This window comes from Verrucomicrobiota bacterium, from assembly GCA_016871495.1.
Taxonomy (GTDB): Bacteria; Verrucomicrobiota; Verrucomicrobiia; order Limisphaerales; family VHDF01; genus VHDF01.
Genome location: VHDF01000064.1, coordinates 1 through 20,327 on the forward strand (window position 1 = coordinate 1; position 20,327 = coordinate 20,327).

The 20,327-nt window shown below is 60.8% G+C and carries 9 protein-coding genes; 6 read left to right on the forward strand and 3 right to left on the reverse strand.

Annotation, left to right across the window (positions count from 1 at the left end):
- Nucleotides 1-258: 258 nt before the first annotated feature.
- Together gyrA and gyrB are read right to left on the reverse strand one after the other, a co-directional pair.
- Entirely contained in the window at nt 259-2,928 is a 2,670-nt protein-coding gene (gene gyrA / locus FJ404_13655) for a DNA gyrase subunit A (GenBank protein ID MBM3823906.1), read from the reverse strand.
- A 29-nt stretch (nt 2,929-2,957) separates the two neighbouring features.
- Nucleotides 2,958-5,468, reverse strand: coding sequence for a DNA topoisomerase (ATP-hydrolyzing) subunit B (gene gyrB, locus FJ404_13660; GenBank protein MBM3823907.1), 2,511 nt, complete (start codon nt 5,466-5,468; stop codon nt 2,958-2,960).
- Nucleotides 5,469-5,707: 239 nt separating this feature from the next.
- Here gyrB and FJ404_13665 point away from each other — a divergent pair, with 239 nt between their 5' ends.
- From FJ404_13665 to FJ404_13685, 5 genes are all read left to right on the forward strand, one after another.
- Nucleotides 5,708-9,037, forward strand: a complete 3,330-nt coding sequence (locus FJ404_13665; protein MBM3823908.1) for a hypothetical protein — start codon at nt 5,708-5,710, stop codon at nt 9,035-9,037.
- A 269-nt stretch (nt 9,038-9,306) separates the two neighbouring features.
- The gene (locus tag FJ404_13670) at nt 9,307-10,560 is read left to right on the forward strand and encodes a PQQ-like beta-propeller repeat protein (GenBank protein ID MBM3823909.1); all 1,254 of its coding nucleotides are present in this window, start codon (nt 9,307-9,309) and stop codon (nt 10,558-10,560) included.
- Nucleotides 10,561-10,581: 21 nt separating this feature from the next.
- Nucleotides 10,582-12,507: a sel1 repeat family protein gene (locus FJ404_13675; GenBank protein MBM3823910.1), complete on the forward strand. Its 1,926-nt coding sequence runs from the start codon at nt 10,582-10,584 to the stop codon at nt 12,505-12,507.
- A gap of 99 nt (nt 12,508-12,606) precedes the next feature.
- Nucleotides 12,607-15,765 (forward strand): DUF1553 domain-containing protein, encoded by a 3,159-nt coding sequence (locus FJ404_13680; GenBank protein MBM3823911.1) that lies wholly within the window; start codon nt 12,607-12,609, stop codon nt 15,763-15,765.
- A 16-nt stretch (nt 15,766-15,781) separates the two neighbouring features.
- Nucleotides 15,782-17,218, forward strand: a complete 1,437-nt coding sequence (locus tag FJ404_13685) for a DUF1501 domain-containing protein (GenBank protein ID MBM3823912.1) — start codon at nt 15,782-15,784, stop codon at nt 17,216-17,218.
- Nucleotides 17,219-17,289: 71 nt separating this feature from the next.
- On the opposite strand, the gene FJ404_13690 is transcribed toward FJ404_13685, so the two are convergent.
- Nucleotides 17,290-17,487 (reverse strand): hypothetical protein, encoded by a 198-nt coding sequence (locus FJ404_13690; protein MBM3823913.1) that lies wholly within the window; start codon nt 17,485-17,487, stop codon nt 17,290-17,292.
- 194 nt (nt 17,488-17,681) lie between these two features.
- Here FJ404_13690 and clpB point away from each other — a divergent pair, with 194 nt between their 5' ends.
- Nucleotides 17,682-20,294: an ATP-dependent chaperone ClpB gene (clpB, locus tag FJ404_13695; protein MBM3823914.1), complete on the forward strand. Its 2,613-nt coding sequence runs from the start codon at nt 17,682-17,684 to the stop codon at nt 20,292-20,294.
- Nucleotides 20,295-20,327: the final 33 nt, after the last annotated feature.

Here is a 20,327-nt window from a genome sequence, read left to right on the forward strand (position 1 = left end):
GCTGCTTCACGGTGTATTTGCCGGAGTCGGAACTGATGGCGGGGGTGGAGTCGGATGCACGCGCGCCTGCGGTTGGGCAAGTGGAATTGGATCCCCCCCGGCATCGCGTCCTTCGACGGTCGGGCCCCGCGCCCGATTTTTACCTCGCCGGGAGCGCCGGGGTTGAATCTCTGGCACCGATCAAACGGGGGGCGCGGCTGGGAGTCGCCGATGGGGGGGATCGGGCGCTGCTTCCAGTGAGGGAAGGGTGAAGGGGGGTTAGTTGGGCCCCGAGGGCGCTTCGGATGTGGGAAGCTCGGTCGAGTCGGCCTTTTCATCTTCCCCGAGGACGGGAGCGATGGCCTGCAGTTTGTCGCCGTCATCCAGGTTGATGAGTTTGACGCCCATGGCGATGCGGCCTGTTTCCCGAATGTGATTGACGCCGATGCGCACCATTTGGCCGGCGGAAGTGATCAGCATGATTTCGTCGTTTTCCTTGACGGTGAGGGCGCCGGCGATTCCACCGGTTTTTTCGCCGGTTTTCATGGTGATGACGCCTTTGCCGGCGCGCGACTGAAGCGGGTAAGCGTCAAACCCGGTACGCTTTCCGACGCCATTTTCACCCGCCACGAGCAGGGTGGAGTCCGATTCGACCAGGGCGAGGGCGACGACGCGGTCTGAGCCTTCGAGGTTGATGCCGCGCACACCACCGGTAGCCCGGCCCATGGGACGGACATCCTCCTCGGAAAAGCGAATGCTCATGCCATCGTGGGTAATGAGCAGCACTTCGCTGGCGCCTGAGCTGAGTTTGACATCGATGAGTCTGTCGCCGGATTCGATATTGATGGCGATGATGCCGTCCTTGCGAATATTGGCGTACTCGTCGAGGGAGGTCTTTTTGACGGTGCCCTGTTCGGTGGCAAAAAGGAGGAAGCCGGGTTGTTGCCAGGTGGTGTCCTCGCGCTGCGGGCCGGTTTTGGCCACGATACGGATCAGGGCGGCGACCTTCTCCTGGGGGCGGAGTTCAAGGAGGTTGGCGATGCTGCGGCCTTTGGCGGCGCGGCCCATGTCCGGGATTTCGTGCACGCGTTCCTGATAGACGCGTCCGGTGTTTGTGAAGAAAAGAAGGTAATCGTGAGTGCTGGCGGTGAAGAGGTGCTCGATGAAGTCAGTTTCCTCACCTTCGACGGCGCTGCCCTCCCGGGTTGCCATGCCAATGACGCCTCGTCCTCCGCGGCGCTGGGCGCGGTAGGAACTGATGCTGGTCCGTTTGACGAGGCCGTTGTGGGTGAGGGTGATGATGACCGCCTCGTTGGCGATGAGATCTTCGATGGCGATGTCGCCTTCGTCGGGCACGAGTTCGGTGCGGCGAGGGGTGGCGTGTTTTTCTTTGATGACGAGGAGTTCCGACTTGATGATCCCCATGACGCGACTTTCGCGGGCGAGCGTGTCGAGCAGGTCCTTGATCTTCTCGAGCAACTCCGCGTATTCGGCTCGGACTTTGTCGATTTCCAGGCCGGTTAAACGGTAGAGTTGGAGTTCCAGGATGGAGTCCACCTGGCGGTCGGACAGCGAATAGAAACCGGAGGCGACGCGTGCTTCGGAGCGGATGAACAATCCCCAGGCCTCGACTTGCTGGCGGCTCCATTCGAAAGCGAGCAGTTTGATTTTCGCTTCCTCGCGATTGCGGGAGCCGCGGATGATGCGGATGAATTCGTCGAGATTGCGGAGGGCGCAGAGGTAGCCTTCGAGGATTTCGGCGCGCTCCTCGGCTTTGCGCAATTCGAAGCGGGTGCGGCGGAGGATGACCTCCCGGCGGTGATCAATGTAGCACTGGATGATCTCGCGCAGGTTGAGCGTTTTGGGGCGTCCATGGTCGATTGCGAGCAAATTGACGCTGAAGCTGACCTCCATCTGGGTGTGTTGATAGAGGTTGTTGATGACGACTTTGGCGATGGCGTCGCGTTTGAGTTCGAGCACGAGCCGGCAATGCTCGTCGGACTCGTTTCGCATGCCGGAAATCTCGGGAATGATCTTTTCGTTGACCAAACCGGCGATCTGTTGTTCGAGGGCGGCCCGGTTGACGTTGTAGGGGATTTCCGTGATGACGAGTTGTTCGCGACCTCCCTTCATCTGTTCCATCACGATTTTGCCGCGGAGCTTCAGGCTGCCGCGTCCCGTGTTGAAGTAATTGCGAATGCCCTCGAGGCCGCAGACGATGCCGCCCGTGGGGAAGTCGGGGCCCTTGATGAAAGCCATCAGTTCAGGGATGGTGATTTGGGGGCGGTCCACTTGGGCGCAGATGGCATCAATGGCCTCCCCCAGATTATGAGGCGCCATGTTGGTGGCCATGCCGACGGCGATCCCGGTGCCCCCGTTGACGAGCAGATTCGGGAAGGCGGCGGGAAAGACCACCGGCTCGGTGAGGCGTTCGTCATAGTTGGGGACAAAGTCCACCGTGTCCTTGTCCATATCCTGGAGCAAGGCCGCGCCGAGGTGGGTTAACCGAGCCTCGGTATAACGCATGGCGGCGGGGGGGTCGTCCTCGACCGATCCGAAGTTGCCCTTGCCGTCCACGAGTTTCTCGCGCATGGCCCAGGGTTGGGCCATATGGACGAGGGTGGGGTAGATGACGGCTTCGCCGTGGGGGTGGTAATTTCCGGAGGTATCGCCGCAAATCTTGGCGCACTTGATGTGTTTGCGTCCGGGGAACAAGGAAAGGTTCTCCATGGCGAAGAGAATTCTTCGCTGGGAGGGCTTGAGCCCGTCGCGGGCATCGGGGAGAGCCCGCGAGATGATCACCGACATGGAGTAGTCGAGGAAGGAGTTCTTGATCTCGTCCGCGACGTTGATCTTGGTGATCTTCTCGTGTTGAGTGTAGATGGAGGTGGGGTTGCCGGGGGGCGGGGGAGGGGCGCCGGGGACCGGGGGTGGGTTGTCGTCGGGCATGGAAAATAAAGGATTCGGGCGGGGCGGGGTTAGACGTCGAGATTGCGCACGTTGAGCGCGTTGTCTTCGATAAACTGGCGGCGGGGTTCAACGTCATCGCCCATGAGCTTGGTAAACATGTCTTCGGCCTCGATGGCGTCGGTGAGGTCGATGCGGAGCAGCTTTCGTTTGGCCGGGTCCATGGTCGTCTCGAAGAGCTCCTTGGCATCCATTTCACCCAACCCTTTGAATCGGTACATTTGGATGCCCTTTTTGCCCACGGCCTTCACGTGGGTGAGGATGTCGGGGATGCTGAACAGCGGGGTGACGACGGAGCGGTCTCCTTCCCCTTCGATCAATTCGAAGAGGGGTTTGTCCTGGGCCGAGAAATGTTCCACTTGGAGCCCTTTTTGGGCCAGGGATTTGAAGAGCTCGGCGACTGCTTTGCTTTCATGTTGAAGGTGGCAGTACTTGGCGCGGCGGATGGGACCTTCGCGTTTCTTTTCGAGGAAGTCGGTGTCGGTCCCGAACAACTCCGGCTGCGAGGCTTTGTATTCGTCCACTTCGCCATTGGAAACAAAGTAGAGCGTGGTTTCCTCGTTTCCCTCGCGAACCTTGATGAGGTGTTCGGGGAAATCTCCCTGGGGAGACCGATGTTCGACGTAAGCGGTGAAATCGCCTCCTTGCCGGCGGATGAAGGTGGCGTGTTTGTCCAGCGATTCGAGCAACTCCAGGACTTCTTGGAGGTTTCGTTCCGTGAGCTCGCGTCCATCGGCGAGGTTCTTAAGCCGGACTTCTTCGGAAGCGATCTGGATGAGGATGCGGTTCAATTGAACATCATCGTCCACGTACTCGGTTCGTTTCTTGCGGGCGATGGAGTAGAGCGGGGGTTGGGCGATGTAGACGAAGCCGCGGTTGATGAGTTGCGGCATCTGCCGGTAGAAGAAGGTGAGGAGAAGCGTGCGGATGTGCGAGCCGTCCACATCGGCGTCCGTCATGATGATGACTTTGTGGTAGCGGAGTTTTTGGAGATCGAAAGCCCCTTCGCCCTCGCCATTGCCGATGCCCGTGCCGATGGCGGTGATCATGGTGCGGATTTCGTTGTTTTGGAGCACCTTGTCCAGTCTGGCTTTCTCGACGTTGATGAGTTTGCCGCGGATGGGGAGGATGGCTTGGAATCGGCGGTCGCGGCCTTGCTTGGCGGAGCCGCCGGCGGAGTCGCCCTCGACGATGAAGAGTTCGGTGTTGACCGGGTCACGATCGGAGCAATCGGCGAGTTTGCCCGGAAGGCCGCCGCCGGTGAGGGCGGACTTGCGGACGGCTTCGCGGGCCTTGCGGGCCGCTTCGCGTGCGCGGGCGGCATTAAGGGCTTTATCGAGGATTCGTTTGGCGACGGCGGGGGTGCCGTCGAAATAGGACATCAATCCCTCGTAAGCCACCGAACCCACGACGCTTTCGACCTCGGGGGAGATGAGTTTGACTTTCGTTTGGGACTCGAACTTCGGGTCGCTGTGTTTGACGGAAATGACGGCGGTGAGACCTTCCCGAACATCGTCGCCGGTGATCTGGGGATCCTTTTCCTTCAGCAGTTCATTGGATCTTGCGTACTGATTGATGGCGCGGGTGAGGGCGCTGCGGAAGCCGGACAAGTGCGCTCCGCCGTCGGGATTGTGGACGGTGTTCGTGTAGCAGAGGACCTGGTCCGAGTAGCTGTCGTTGTATTGAAGGACGACATCGACATAGATTTCGACTTCTTTGTCGGGGGTGGCGACCTTGGACTCTTTGCGGAAGACGATGGGTTTGGGGTGGATCGTTTCTTTGTTCTTATTGAGTTGCTTGACGAACTCCTCGATGCCGTCTCTGAAGAAAAAGGTTTCGGTTTTGGATTCGGCGGCGCGTTCGTCGGTGAAGGAGATCTTGAGGCCGGAGTTCAGGAAGGCGAGTTCGCGCAACCGGGTGGTGATGTGATCGGCTTTGTATTCGGTGGTCTCTTTGAAGATCTCGCGGTCTGGAAGAAAGGTAATGAGAGTACCGGTGCCTTTGGCTTTGCCGATGACCGCCAGTTTCTTCAGGGTCTTGCCCCGTTCGAACTCCATGTGGTGGATCAAACCGTCGCGGGAAACCTCGACTTCAAACCATTCGCTGACGGCGTTCACGCATTTGGCGCCGACACCATGGGTGCCCCCGGAAAATTTGTATCCTCCCTGGCCGTACTTGCCGCCGGAATGCAGCGTGGTGAGAACGAGTTCGACTCCCGGAATGTGGTATTGGGGGTGGATATCAACGGGAATCCCACGTCCGTTGTCTCGAATGGAAATGGAGCCGTCCACATGGATGGCCACCTCGATGTGGGTGCAATGGCCTGCCAGGTGCTCGTCCACCGAGTTGTCGAGCACCTCGGAAACACAGTGATGGAGGGCGCGCTCGTCGGTGCCGCCAATATACATGCCCGGTTTCTTTCGAACCGCCTCCAACCCCTCCAATTTGCCCAATTTCGAGGCATCATAACGATCGCCGACCGGTTGGTTTTCGGGTGTGGGAACGTCGTTGTGGTTGGCCATAAATCGATGCAGCAGCACGTTCGTTCGGGGTGGTTCGAACGCTGGAAAAAGACTAAAAATTACCAGAAAACAACACAACGCAAATCTCGGGATTTGATGGGGTGGCACCACAATTAGTTGGGGGGATGAAATGCGGTGGCTCTTACTAATGGTGGTGGCTGCTCTGGACGCTGGTGGAGTGTGTCCGGGAGGTCCGGCTGATCACGGAAAGGGTGGAGGGGCCTGGCCCCACGAGTTCCTTGTTTTCCTTCATCGGACACGACACGGGCTTGGTCAAGCTCTACAATCATCCGCCATTCCGGCGAGCTTACTGGAGAGCCTTGCGGGATGCGGCGGTTGGGCCGATGACCGCGGGCCGGGTGGCGGCAGCCATTGACGCGCGCAACCGGGCGTTGACGGCGAACCGCGTTTCGGTGGCCAGCACGACCGCCCTCAAGAGTTATCTTGCCGCCCGCAGAGATTACATCCTGACGCAGCTCGCGACCGTGACGGCACCCCTCGCGGTCACGTCCAACGGCGGGGCCAACTTCAGCTCCGACACTTCCACGGTCACCTTGACCGGCACGGCTCCGGTCGAGGTCAAGACCTTGCTCTTCAATGGTTCCCCGTTTCCTGTCAGTTTCACGAGCGTCACCGCGTGGCGGACCACGGTTCCCCTGAAGGCGGGGGCCAACCGGGTCGAGATTCAGGGCCTGGACTCGAATGGAACCCTATTGCCCGGCCTGCGAACGGAATTGACCATCACGTATACCGGCGCCTTGGAACGGCCCGAGGATCACCTCGTGATCAACGAGATTCTTTATCGTCCGTCTCAGACCAACGCCGCTTTTGTGGAGGTTTTCAACAATGCCTCCGCGACGGCTTTTGATTTGACCGGAGTGAGGATGGAGGGCGTTGACTTCGACTTTCCGGACGGCTTGATTTTGGGACCGCAAGCCTATGCCGTGATCGTGGACGACGCTCTTGCTTTTCGAGCTGCTTTTGGCGCCGTGCCCGTCGTGGGGACTTTCAATGGCAAACTCGACCGTGGAGGGGAGACTTTGCGATTGATCAGAAAGGCGGCGGCGGGCGCGCCCGAAATCGAGTATGATCGGGTGCGATTTGACGACGATTTGCCCTGGCCGCAGGCGGCCGCGACCAACGGTGCTTCTTTGCAGAGGATCGATCCCTCGCTGCCGGGCAACCGGTTGGCAAACTGGTCGGACAGCATGTCGTCCGGGTCGGTGACCACCACCGTGACCAATGTGACGACCGTAAGCTTGGTCGGTTATGGTTCCACCTGGAAGTTTCATCAGGGCGGCACGGATTTGGGAAGCGCCTGGAGAGGCAACACCTTTGCCGACAGTTCCTGGACGGCTGGGGCGGGACTGCATTATGTGGAGGATGCCGCTCTGCCCGCGGCCAAGGGCACCAGTCTGACCATCGGAAGGATGACCTATTACTTTCGGCATGCTTTCCAATTCAGTGGGAATCCGGCTGACGCCGTCCTCAAGCTTTCGGCCATCGTCGATGATGGAGCGGTTTTCTATTTGAACGGCGAGGAGGTCTTTCGGGTGGGCATGCCGGAAGGGGCGGTGAATTACGGCACGATGGCGAATCGGACCGTGACCGACGCGGTGGTGGAGGGTCCCTTCGATATCCCGGGTCGATTTCTTCGATCCGGGGAAAATGTGCTGGCCGTGGAAGTGCATCAAGTGGGCGCCGGAAGCACGGATGTGGCGTTCGGTGCTCAGTTGAGCGCCGTGGTGACGACGGTGACGACCACCACGATGACGGGAGGCGTTGGCGCGGCCGCGACGCCGGGCGCCGCGAACAGCGTCAAGGCCCGGCTGGATCCCTTTCCCGATTTGTGGATCAATGAAGTGCTGCCGAGGAACACGTTGGGAATCCGAGATCGGACTGGAAGCCTCGAACCCTGGGTTGAAGTGTTCAATGCGAGTCCCTCGACCGTGTCGGCGAAAGGTTTGTTCCTCTCGGATTCCGCCCGTGATCTGGTCCAATGGCCCTTTCCGGAGGATGTCCAGTTGGGAGGTCGTCAATTCCGAGTGATCTTTGCGGATGGCACGCCGGGCGAGCGCTCTGGAGCCGAGTTGCATACGGCTTTCAGGCTGGCTCCGACGCAGGGCATGGTTTTGCTCACGCGGATGCAGAACGGACGGCCGGCGGTCTTGGATTATGTCACGTATGGATTACCAGGCAGCGATCGCTCGGTGGGCTCCTACCCGGACGGGCAGGAAATCGAGCGCCAGGTTTTTCATGTGCCGACACCGGGCGGTCCGAACGATCCAACCTCCGTGCTGCCTCAAGTCCGGATCAACGAGTGGATGGCGGGGAACACGCGCAGTTTGGCGGATACCGCCGACGGCGATTTCGAGGATTGGTTCGAAATGCACAATGCTTCCACAGAACCCTTTGATTTGGGGGGATACTTTCTTTCAGACGTTTCCACCAACGCTGTCAAATTCGAGATTCCTCAAGGGACCCTCATTCCGGCGGGCGGTTTTCTTTTGGCGTGGGCCGATGAGGAGACAGGCCAGAATGGAACCGGGGGAGATTTGCATGTGAACTTCAAGCTGAGCTTGAGCGGCGAAGCGATCCTTCTCTTTGCGCCGGACGGACGCTTGGTTCATAGCGTCACGTTTGGAGTGCAAACCAACGACGTGAGCCAGGGCAGTCAGACGGATGGGGGATCGGCCTTCCAATTCTTCGTCAAGCCGACTCCCCGGGCTTCGAATGCACCAGGAAGCGGGCCACCTCCGAATCGTCCCCCCTTGATCGCGGGGATTCCAGGGCAGGCCATCCTCGCCGGCGCTGGGGTGAATCTTTTGGCCACGGCGACGGATCCCGATCTGCCGGCGCAGTTCTTGCGATTCTCGCTGGATGCGGGGGCGCCCCCGGGCGCGGTGATCGACCCCGTGAGCGGCCGCTTCAGTTGGACCTCTTCGGCGTCTCATTCGGGTTTGAGTTTCCCGGTGACCGTGCGGGTAACGGATAACGGATTGCCCCCGCTGTCCGGCACAGCCAGTTTCATGATCGCGGTGTCCTCGGCCAATCGTCCTCCGGTGATGGCCAGTGGTATTGAGGTGAGCGCGGAGGTTGGCCAACTCTGGAGGCTGACGTTGGCGGCGAGCGACCCGGATAGTCCGCCCCAAACGCTTCGGTATAGTTTTCAAAGCGCGGTTCCTCCGGGCCTGAGCCTTGATGCGGACGCGGGCGTTCTGAGCTGGACACCCGCCGCCCATCAGGCCGGTGAGCACACGATTCGCGTCCGGGCGACGGACAACGGCCAGCCGCCGCTGTTTGCGGAGATGTCCGTGAAGCTTCGAGTGAGCGCGGCTCCCGAAGGCTTGAGGATCGAGAGCCTCCGGGTGGCTCCGAACGGTGCGGTAACCCTGCAATGGCCGTCCTTGGCAGGCAGTCAGTATCGTGTCGAAATCCGGTTGGCCACGGGGGAAGGGAGTTGGATTCCTCTGCAAACATTGCGAGGGACCGGGGCGTCCTTGAGTTATCAAGACCATCCTGCGCCCGGGACTCGCCAGCGATTTTACAGGATCAACGTGTTGCCTTGATTGAGTCTGTGCGAGAAGGGGTGTGTGCATGACCCCAATCCACGGGTAACACGCAGCAACGCCTGTTTCCACGACGCCTGGAGGTGCGATGGACAGGTTCGCATCATCGACATTTCATCGATCGCGCCCGCGACAGCGGGCCGTTCTAAATCCGCGCCTCTTTCAGCCGCACGAACCACCTTTCGCGACCTCGTCGGGATTCTGACGCGCGGATTTAGGCATGATGCACCTTCTTGACGGTTTTCCGTCTCGCAGCCACGTTTTGGTCCATGCACCGATTTGTCTTGGCACTGCTCATGGGACTGGGATGCGGGAGTTCCTCAGTGTGGGGCTCGATTGCGAAACCTTGGGGAGAATTCCGAGGGCCGACCGGCCAGGGACATGCCTCGGTGAAGACGGTGCCCTTGCATTGGTCGGGCGAGAAGAATGTGGCGTGGAAAACAGTGATCCCTGGGGGTGGATGGTCCTCGCCGGTGGTGGATGATCGGGCGGTTTACGTGACTGCGGCCGAGCCTGCCGGGGGTGCTTCAAGTTTGACGCTGCGCGTCATCTCCCTGGACAAAGCGTCGGGCCAGGTGAATTGGGATGTGCCGGTCTTTCAACCGCAGGCGGGCAAGGTCGCGGGCATTCATAACAAGAACAGCCAGGCGAGTCCGACCCCTTTGATCGCCGGCGAGCGAGTCTATGTTCATTTTGGCCATTTGGGCACTGCGTGTTTGACCACGCGGGGCGCCCTGGTGTGGACCAATGAAAGTCTTTGGTATCCGCCGGTGCATGGCAATGGAGGATCACCGGCCCTTTTCGGGGATCGCCTCTACTTTTCCTGTGACGCGGGGGAGGATCCTTTTGTGGCGGCGGTTTCCACGAAGGATGGCAAGCTTGTCTGGAAAGTGAACCGGGAGACTCAGGCCAAGAAGACGTTTTCCTTTTCGACGCCGCTCGTGATTGAAGTGGGAGGAAGGAAGCAACTGATCAGTCCGGGCAGTGGTGTGGTGGGGGGCTACGATCCGGCGAACGGGACCGAGTTGTGGCGGGTGAATTATGGGGAAGGATACTCGGTGGTGCCTCGTCCGATTTTTGCCCACGGGCTGCTTTTTATCGGCACGGGATATGATCGTCCCAGTGTGCTGGCGATCCGCGCGGGGGGCACTGGCGATGTGACGCAGACCCACGTGGTTTGGAAAACCACGCGGGGCGCTCCCAACACGCCGTCGTTGCTGGTGGTGGGCGACGAGTTGTATATGGTTTCCGATGGAGGCATCCTGTCGTGCCTCGATGCGAAGACGGGCCGGGAGCACTGGCAGGAAAGGGTGGGTGGGAATGTGTCGGCTTCACCGGTCTACGCGGCGGGCCGGATCTATGTGCAAAACGAGGAAGGGCTTGGCGTAGTGGTGAAAGCCGGAAGGACATTTGAGAAACTGGCGGCGAATGACTTGAAGGAACGGACGCTGGCGTCGTACGCGATGGAGGAAGGTTCAATTTACATTCGGTCTGCGAAGCATGTGTTCAAGATTCGCGAATAGAGCGGGGATACGGGGGCAGGCTTGAACTCGAGATCAAGGATTCTTTCGATCTGGCGTTCCTGCGTTGTGGCCGTGGGGTTCGTGCTTGGGGGCGCCATGGTTGGGCAATCGCCTCCGGCGGAGCGTCCAGAATGGGAAGCCTGGGTGGCGGAGGGGGTCGTGTTGTTTCAGCAAGGTTCTTTCGAGGATGCGTTCCAATTGTTCAAGAAAGCGGCGGAGAAGGGCTCGGCGGAAGGGCAATCGCGCTTAGGCTATTGTTATTCGAACGGGAAAGGGATCGGGGTGGACGACACGAAGGCGACGGAGTGGTATCGCAAGGCTGCCGAGCAAGGGTTGGCGAAGGCGCAGCACAATCTGGGGTTGAGATATGCGACGGGACGCGGGGTTGTTCCGGATCCTGCGGCTGCAACCTCGTGGCTTGAGAAGTCGGCCCAGCAGGGATACCCGGCCGCGGCGCATGAATTGGCTCATCGTTACGAGCATGGTTTGGGGGTTGCTGCGAATCTTGCGTCGGCGAAGCGCTGGCTGGAGGTGGCGGCGGGGAAAGGCTGGGGGGAGGCCCAGGCGGATCTGGCGGACTGGTATATGCTCGGCAAGCTTGGAAGCCGTGACGATCTGGCGGCGGTTCACTGGTTGAGGGCGGCGGCAACGCAAGGCTTGGCCCGTGCGCAAAACAATTTGGGCGTCAGTTTGCTGAGCGGGCGTGGCACCCTTCGGGATCCGGTGGAAGCTTGCCGTTGGTTTCGAGCGGCGGCACTGCAGGATCATCCTGAGGGCGCGAACAATTTCGCCGCGTGTTTGATTGAAGGCAGAGGTGTGGAGAAGGATTTGGGGGAAGCGGTGGCCTGGCTGGAGAAAGCGGCCAAGCTGGGGGTGGCGGCGGCGCAGTCGAAGCTGGCGCTTTTCTATCTGGAAGGACTGGCCGTGGAGAAGGATCCGCGGAAGGCCTTCGAACTTTATCGCCGCGCGGCCGAACAGGGTTTTGCCAAAGCACAGCATAATTTGGGGACCTGCTATTTCCAAGGGTTGGGCGTCGATCGGAATCTGGCGGAAGCTGCCCGTTGGTTTGAGAAGGCTGCAGAACAAGGCGACGCTGACTCTCAGTTGACGCTGGCGGTGTGTTATGAAAAGGGACACGGGGTCGAGATCGACTCGGAACGGTCCTGGCACTGGTACCTCAAAGCGGCGGAGGCCGGATCCAACCCGGCGCAGCTCCATGTCGGCAAGGTGAGGGCGCGCAAGAGCTCCAAATACTATGATCCGGCGGCGGCAAGAATGTGGCTGGACCGGGCGCGTCAAGGTGGCTCGGCGGCGGCTGGAGCGTTCCTGGCAAGACTGCTGCTGGCCGGGGAGGGAGGGTCCACGGATGCGGAGACCGCCGTGAAGCGTCTTGAGGAATGCGCGGCCGAGTTTCCTCCGGCTCTCATCTGGCTGGGACATTGCTGGGCGAACGGAACGGGCGTGATTCGTGACCTTGAGAAGGCCAAGGCTCGTTACCGTCAAGCGGCCGAGGCGGGATATCCCCGGGCTCAGGCGCGATTGGCCGCTTTGTTGTTGAAGGAAGGGGCCCCTTCGGATCGCGCTTACGCCCTGGAGTTACTCGAGGCCGCGGCGGTTCTGGATGAGCCCGAGGCATTGCGACAACTCGCACTCGAAGCCGAGGGGAAGGATCCGGCGAAACATCGCGAATTGCTGATTCGCGCGTCGGAGGCGGGCGATGTGGAAGCCTCCTTCCGATGGGCCAAGCTGGCCTTGCGAGGAAATGTTTCGAATTCGCAGCGCGAGGATGCGTTGGAGAAATTCGAATACGCCGCATTGGGCGGGCACCTGCAAGCGGCTGAGCAGGCGCGATCGCTCAAGCGTCGGATGCAGGCCGATACCGTGGCCGAGATTGCCGCAAGAGCTCGGCGAAAGTGGGAGGCGATTGAGGCTTCCGAGTGGGATTGAGGGGATGACAATCCTCGCCCGCCGCGCTATTTCTAGACCCGCATGATGGGTGTTCCGTTCAGCGAGAGACCGTGTGGGCAACGAAGTTTCAGCCGCAGCATGAGGTGGTTGCTGGCCGTCACTTTCATTTTCGCCGGTCGCATCGCCCATCCGGCGGCGGTGGATTACGGACGCGATGTTCAACCCATTCTGGCGGACAACTGCTATCAATGCCATGGGCCGGACGAAAACGCCCGCAAGGCGAAGCTGAGGCTTGACACCCAAGAGGGAGCCTTGACTCCACAAGAAGGCAAGTCGGCGATCGTGGCGGGAAACCCGGCCGCCAGCGCGTTGGTGGCTCGGATCACGTCGAAGGATCCTGAAGAGAGGATGCCGCCTGCGGAATCGCACCGGAAATTGACTCCGGCGCAGATTGAGCTGTTGACGCGTTGGGTGGGGGAGGGGGCTCCTTGGGGGAAGCACTGGGCGTTTGAGACTCCTCGCTCGCCCGGCGTGCCGCGAACGAAGATGAGGAATTGGGCGCGCCACGACATCGACCGTTTTATACTCGCGCGTCTGGAGGCGGAGCGAATGCAGCCTTCCCGTGAAGCGGATCGCGCCCTCTGGCTGCGGCGCGTGAGCCTGGATCTCACCGGGCTGCCGCCAACCATCGAGGAGCTTGACACGTTCCTAGCCGATCGCACCGCCAGAGCGCATGAAAAGGTTGTGGACCGGCTCTTAAACTCCCCGGCATTTGGGGAGCGCATGGCCGTGGAGTGGCTGGACACGGCGCGTTACGCGGACACGCATGGATTTCAGATGGACCGTTACCGGCCGGCCTGGCCCTATCGCGACTGGGTGATCGAGGCCTTCAATTCCAACCTGCCCATGGATCAATTCATCCAGTGGCAATTGGCCGGGGATTTGTTGCCCAACCCGACGCGCTCCCAGCGGTTAGCGACCGCCTTCAATCGGCTTCATTTGCAGAATGAAGAGGGAGGCATCGTCGAGGAGGAGTTCCGAACGTCCCACGTGGTGGATCGGGTGAACACCCTGGGCACCGCGTTCCTGGGTTTGACGCTGGATTGCGCCCGGTGCCACGACCACAAGTACGACCCGATCTCGCAAAAGGATTTCTACCGGCTCTTCGCGTTTTTCAACAACATCGATGAGTTCGGACAGACCAGTTACTTCACCGATTCAACCCCGGTGCCCGCGATGCTTTTGACGGACCCTGCGACCGATCAATCCCTGGCGCACATGAAGGCCAAGGTTCGGCAACTGGAATCTCAGCAAGCCCGGCTGGTGGAGCAGGCGCGTCCGGCCTTCGAGGCCTGGTTGAAGACGTGGAGCGAAACCGAGCCCAAACCCGCGCTGGATATTCCCGGTCTGAGGTCTTCCTTCAGTTTTGAGGAATGGAAGGACCAGAAATCGCCGAACAGCGTGGAGGCGGGAAAGCCTGCGGAGGGGCGCGACGATCCCAAGCCGGTGGAAGGATTTCAGGGACGCGGGGTGGAGTTGACGGGGGACAATGGGATGGCGTTTCGGGGGTCCGGGGCGTTTTCGCGGCATGATCCGTTCACCCTAGCCCTGGCCCTGCGTCCGAACGAGCTCGCGCCGCGGCAGGTTGTGCTTCATCGCAGCATGGCGGCGAATGACGCGGGCAGCCGCGGATATGAAATCTTGTTGGAAGCAGGGCGCGTCGCGGTTGGACTTCACCACATGTGGCCGGGCAATTCGCTCAAGGTCGTTTCCGAGACCTCCCTGCCGGTGCGGCAATGGACCCATCTCACGGTGACTTACGACGGGTCAAGCCAGGCGAAAGGGTTGAAGTTGTACCTGGATGGACGCCCGGTGCGGGTGGAAATCGTCCGAGACGGCTTGACCAAGGACATGACCTACGAGCGTGGCGATCCCGATTTGCAAGTGGGCTTTCGTTTTCGAGACAACGGATTCAAAGACGGGCGGTTCGATGAACTGAGGATTTTTCACCGCGCCTTGACGGAGGCGGAGGTCGCGCAGGTGGCGGGTGTGGGTTCCCTGAGCGAGACCTTGGCCAGGGCGGCGAAGGGTGATCCGGAGGGCCGGGAACGCGGCCTCGCCTTCTTCACCGCGACCCGCTTTCCGCCGGCGCGCAATTTCGAGGAATCCCTGCGGCACCTGCGGCGGGAGCATGGGAGCCGGATTCAGTCCATTCCCGAAATGATGGTGATGCGTGAGATGGAGCATCCCCGCGTTACCCGAATTCTGAAGCGGGGGGCTTATGATGCGCCTGCGGAAGCGGTCACCGCGGGCACGCCCGAGAAGTTTCCCGACATGGCTTCCGATTGGCCTCGCAACCGGCTGGGGCTGGCAAAGTGGCTGACCTCCGAGTCGCAACCCCTCACCGCACGCGTGTGGGTGAATCGCGCTTGGCAATTGATGTTTGGAACCGGACTGGTGGAATCTTCCGACAATTTCGGCACGCAAGGCAGCCGCCCCACTCATCCCGAGCTCCTCGATTGGCTGGCCGTGCGGTTTCGCCAGCAAGGATGGAATTGGAAAGGGCTCCTCAAGGAAATCGCCCTCTCCTCCACCTATCGCCAAAGCTCTTCCGCGTCCGCTGAATTGAGATCGCGTGATCCTGCCAACGCCTTGCTGGCCCGGGGTCCGAGCCAGCGGTTGACGGCGGAAATGTTGCGCGACCAAGCCCTGGCCGTCAGCGGACTGCTCACGGTCAAGCTTGGAGGCCCGAGCGTGAAGCCGTATCAACCGGAGGGACTCTGGGAGGAGAAAGCCATGGGGGCGCCCCGCTACGAGCAGTCCAAGGGCGAGGATCTGTACCGGAAAAGCCTCTACACGTTTTGGAAACGCACGGTGCCACCCCCGGCCGCGATCGTCTTCGATGCCGCGGAACGAAACACATGCCTGGTTCGCCGGCAATCCACAAGCACGCCATTGCAAGCGCTTGCCTTGATGAACGATCCTCAGATGACCGAGGCGGCTCGTTTTCTCTCGGAGCGCATGCTGAAGGAGGCGGGCGATTCCAAGCCTGACCGGTTGAGCTGGCTGTTCAGGAAAGTGACGGCACGGCCGGCCTCAGACTCTGAAAGGGCGGTTCTGGTCCGCATGTTCGAGGAACAGCGCGCGGCGTTCACCGAAGACCCGGACAGCGCTGCCCGTCTCCTCTCGGTGGGTGATTCCGCCAACGATCCTGCGCTGAGCCTGGCGGATCTCGCGGCTGGAACCATGGTCGCCAAAGCCATCTTGAACCACGATGCGGCCGTCATGAAACGATGAACTCAGGAGTACGTCTATGCACTGCGGATCTTTCGCTTTCGACATGAACCGCCGGGATTTTCTCGGAAAATTCGGGTTCGGACTGGGCGGGGCGGCGCTCGCCTCGCTGTTCAAGCCGGAGGCCGCCGCTCAAGCGTTCGGGGCGGACCGGTTGGCTGCTCCGCACTTTGCTCCCCGGGCGAAGCGAGTGATTTACCTCTTCATGAGCGGCGGGCCTTCGCAACTCGATCTTTTTGATGCCAAGCCCCTGCTCAATTCGATGAACGGCCAGGACTTGCCGGACAGCGTGCGCAAGGGCCAGCGATTGACGGGCATGAGCGCGAATCAATCCAAGCTGCCCTTGGCGGGTACGCATTTCCGCTTCCAGGCGCATGGCCAGTCCGGAGCGACGGTGAGCGAGTTGCTCCCTTGGACGGCGAAAATGGCCGACGAACTGTGCTTCATCAAATCGCTGCATACGGAAGCCATCAATCACGACCCGGCCATCACTTTTTTCCAAACAGGTTCCCAAATCGCGGGGCGTCCGTCGATGGGCGCCTGGCTCAGCTACGGCCTGGGCAGTTTGAATCGCAATTTGCCGGCCTTCGTGGTGCTGATCTCCAAGGATCGCATCGATCAACCGCTCTATGCCCGGCTGTGGGGGAATGGATTTCTGCCTAGCCCGCATCAGGGCGTTCAATTCAGGTCGGGGCGCGAACCCGTCTTGTACCTGGCCAATCCGCCGGGTGAATCCTCTGCGCATCGCCGCAAGATGCTGGATCGATGGGCTGAATTGCAGGCCCTCCAGTTGGAGAGTGTGGGCGACCCTGAAATCACCGCCCGCGTCGCCCAATACGAGATGGCCTTTCGCATGCAGACCAGCGTGCCCGAGGTGATGGATCTTTCGCGAGAGCCGGAAGCCGCTTTTGCCCTTTATGGCCCTGAATCGAGGAATCCAGGCACCTTTGCGGCAAACTGTTTGCTCGCGCGCCGGATGGCCGAACGCGACGTCCGTTTCGTCCAGCTTTACCATCCGGGATGGGATCATCATGGCGGACTCCCCGCCGGCATCAAGCGCCAGTGTCAGGACGTGGACCGGGCTTGCTACGGTTTGCTCACGGATCTCAAGCAGCGCGGATTACTCGACGACACCCTGGTGGTCTGGGGCGGGGAGTTTGGGCGGACCAATTACTGCCAGGGCAAATTAACCTCCACGGACTACGGCCGAGATCATCATCCGCGATGTTTCACGGCGTGGATGGCCGGGGGTGGAGCCAGGCCTGGGATGAGTTTTGGGGCCACGGACGAATTGGGCTACAATATCGCAGAGAATCCGGTGCATGTGCACGATTGGCAGGCGACGCTCTTTCATTTGCTCGGCATCGATCACGAGAAACTCACCTTCCGTTACCAAGGCCGTTATTACCGCCTAACGGACGTTCACGGGCACGTGGTCAAGGAACTGCTGGCTTGACCCGAGTTGGGATGGGATCAACGGCGACGTTGGTGGGACAGGGCCCGCGTGGTCCCCGACGATCTTAATTCTTACGGCATGAGTTTGGGCACCGCCTCGTGCATGAACAGGGAGATCCATTCCCGGGCTCGGGCCCGATCCTCCTCGCTGCCACCGCGCAGTTCGAGTCGGCCATCGGCGGCCCGGACGAGTCGGGCTCGTCCGAAAGTGGCCACGGTTTCCACGCTGTTTTCTAGGTGCCGTCGCAGTTGTCGCATCCAGTATTTCATGCGCCCGCACTTTGACGGATAGGGTTGGACAAATACGGTCCAACCCTCGCCAAAATTGGAAACGCCTCCGCAACCGAAGCCGCCGAGCCTGAGGGAAGGCGAGGCCGGTCGATGCGGGGCGGGGCATCGTCCGACCGCCGCGAAACTTTGCGGCTGAAACTTGACGAAACGTCCGGAGTGGATACTTAGTGATCATGGACTTGAATCGATGGACCACCAAAGCGCAAGCGGCGTTGAACGCGGCGCAGGATCTGGCACGCAAATACTCGCATCAAGAACTCGCCAGCGAGCACGTCTTGCTTGGGCTGATGGGACAATCCGAGTCCTTGATTCCTGCGTTGCTGCAGAAGTCGGGAGTTGACGCCGGCCGCTTGGCGGCGGACGTGCAACGCGAGCTTGATCGGCGCGCCAAAGTGCAGGGGGCAGGGGAGCTCTTTCTGAGTCCGGGGCTGCGCAAGGCCTTCGAGTCGGCGGAGGGCGAGGCCCGGCGCTTGAAGGACGATTATTTGAGCGCGGAACACCTGTTGCTGGGACTGCTGGACACGGCGGAGGCGGCTCTGGCGAAGATTTTCAAGCAGCATGGCTTGATGCGTGACGAGGTCATGAAGGCGCTTGTGGGATTGCGAGGCCATCAGCGGGTGACCGACCAGGAGCCGGAGCAAAAGTTTCAGGCGTTGGAGAAGTACGGGCGCGACCTGACGGCGCTGGCGCGCGCCGGAAAAATTGATCCTGTCATCGGACGTGATGATGAGATTCGACGCGTGATGCAGGTTTTGACCCGTCGCACCAAGAACAACCCGGTGTTGATTGGCGAGCCGGGTGTGGGCAAGACGGCGATCGCCGAGGGGCTCGCCCGCCGCATCGTGGGAGGGGATGTGCCGGAGTCGCTCAAGAACAAGATGCTCGTTGCCTTGGACCTGGGCGCGATGATTGCCGGGGCCAAGTACCGCGGGGAGTTCGAAGATCGCCTGAAGGCGTTCCTCAAGGAAATCACAGCGTCCGAAGGGAAAATCGTGCTCTTCATCGACGAGTTGCACACGCTGGTGGGGGCCGGAGCAGCCGAGGGGGCGGCGGACGCGGCGAACATGCTCAAGCCTCAGTTGGCCCGCGGGGAACTGCGCTGCATCGGCGCCACCACACTTGACGAGTACCGCAAGCACATCGAGAAAGATCCCGCGCTGGAACGCCGGTTCCAGCCCGTCATGGTGTCCGAACCCACCGTGGAGGCCACGATCGCCATTCTGCGCGGATTGAAGGAACGTTACGAAGTGCATCATGGGGTGCGCATTCAGGACGCCGCGCTGGTGGCCGCCGCCACCCTTTCTCATCGATACATCGCCGATCGCTTCCTGCCGGACAAGGCGGTGGATTTGGTGGACGAAGCGGCCTCCCGGTTGCGCATGGAGCTGGATTCCAAGCCGACCGAGATCGATCAGTTGGACCGCCAGATCATGCAGCTCGAGATCGAGCAGATGGCGTTGAAGAAGGAGAAAGATGAAGCCTCGTTCGAGCGCTTGAAAAAGCTGGAGCGCGAACTGGCGGAACTGAAGGAGAAGTCGGCGCTCATGACGGACCGCTGGAAGGGCGAGAAGGCCGCCATTGATGCCCGCAGCGTCCTGAACTCACGCATTGAGCAGGCACGGGGTGATCTGGAGCGAGCCGAGCGGAGTTACGACCGTGCGCGCGCGGGCCAGCTTAAATACGAGACGATCCCGGGGTTGGAGAAGAAACTGGCCGACCTTGAAGCCGCCGCCCGAAAATCGGGGGAACCTTCGGCCAGGCTGCTCAGCGAGGAGGTGACCGAAGAAGATGTTGCCCAAGTCGTCGCTTCCTGGACGGGCATTCCGGTCACTCGCATGCTCGAAGGCGAGCGAGACAAACTGGTGAAGATGGAATCCCGGTTGCAGCACCGCGTCGTGGGCCAGTCCGAAGCGATCGGCGCGGTTTCCAACGCCGTCCGTCGCGCCCGCAGCGGACTGCAAGATCCCCATCGGCCGGTGGGCTCGTTTATTTTTCTTGGGCCGACGGGCGTCGGCAAAACCGAGTTGGCCAGGGCACTGGCCGAGTTCCTGTTCGACGACGAGAACGCCATGATCCGCATCGACATGTCCGAGTACATGGAGAAGCACTCCGTCTCCCGGCTGATCGGCGCTCCGCCGGGCTATGTCGGATACGATCAAGGAGGTCAATTGAGCGAGGCGGTGCGGCGGCGGCCCTACGCGGTGGTGCTTTTCGACGAGATTGAGAAGGCTCATGCCGACGTGTTCAATGTGCTGTTGCAACTGTTGGATGACGGACGGCTGACCGACGGGCAGGGGCGGACGGTGGATTTCAAGCAATCGCTGGTGATCATGACGAGCAACGTCGGTTCGCCGATCATTCAGGAGTTTTACGGGCAGCGCCATCGCGGCAAGGGAGCCGAGGAAGCGATGCAAGAGCGGGTCAAGGCGGAGTTGAAGCGGCATTTCCGTCCGGAGTTTCTCAACCGCATCGACGACATCGTTGTTTTCCACAGCCTGGACGAGGCGCAGATCGGGCGGATCGTGGAGATCCAGCTCGGGCGGATTGACAAGCGGTTGGCGGCGCAGTCCTTGAAACTGGAGCTTGACGGTGAGGCGAGGGCATTCCTCGCGAAGGAAGGTTATGACCCGCAATTTGGAGCCCGGCCGCTCAAGCGAACTTTGCAGGAGCGGCTGCTGGATCCGCTGGCGTTGAAGTTGCTGGATGGAACCTTCAAGCCCGGCGATTCGATCGCGGCGTCACTGGTCGGGGGTGAATTACATTTGGAGAAGAAGCGCCCGACCTGACCCCTCGCCCGATGGAACGCCTGGAAAACTCCC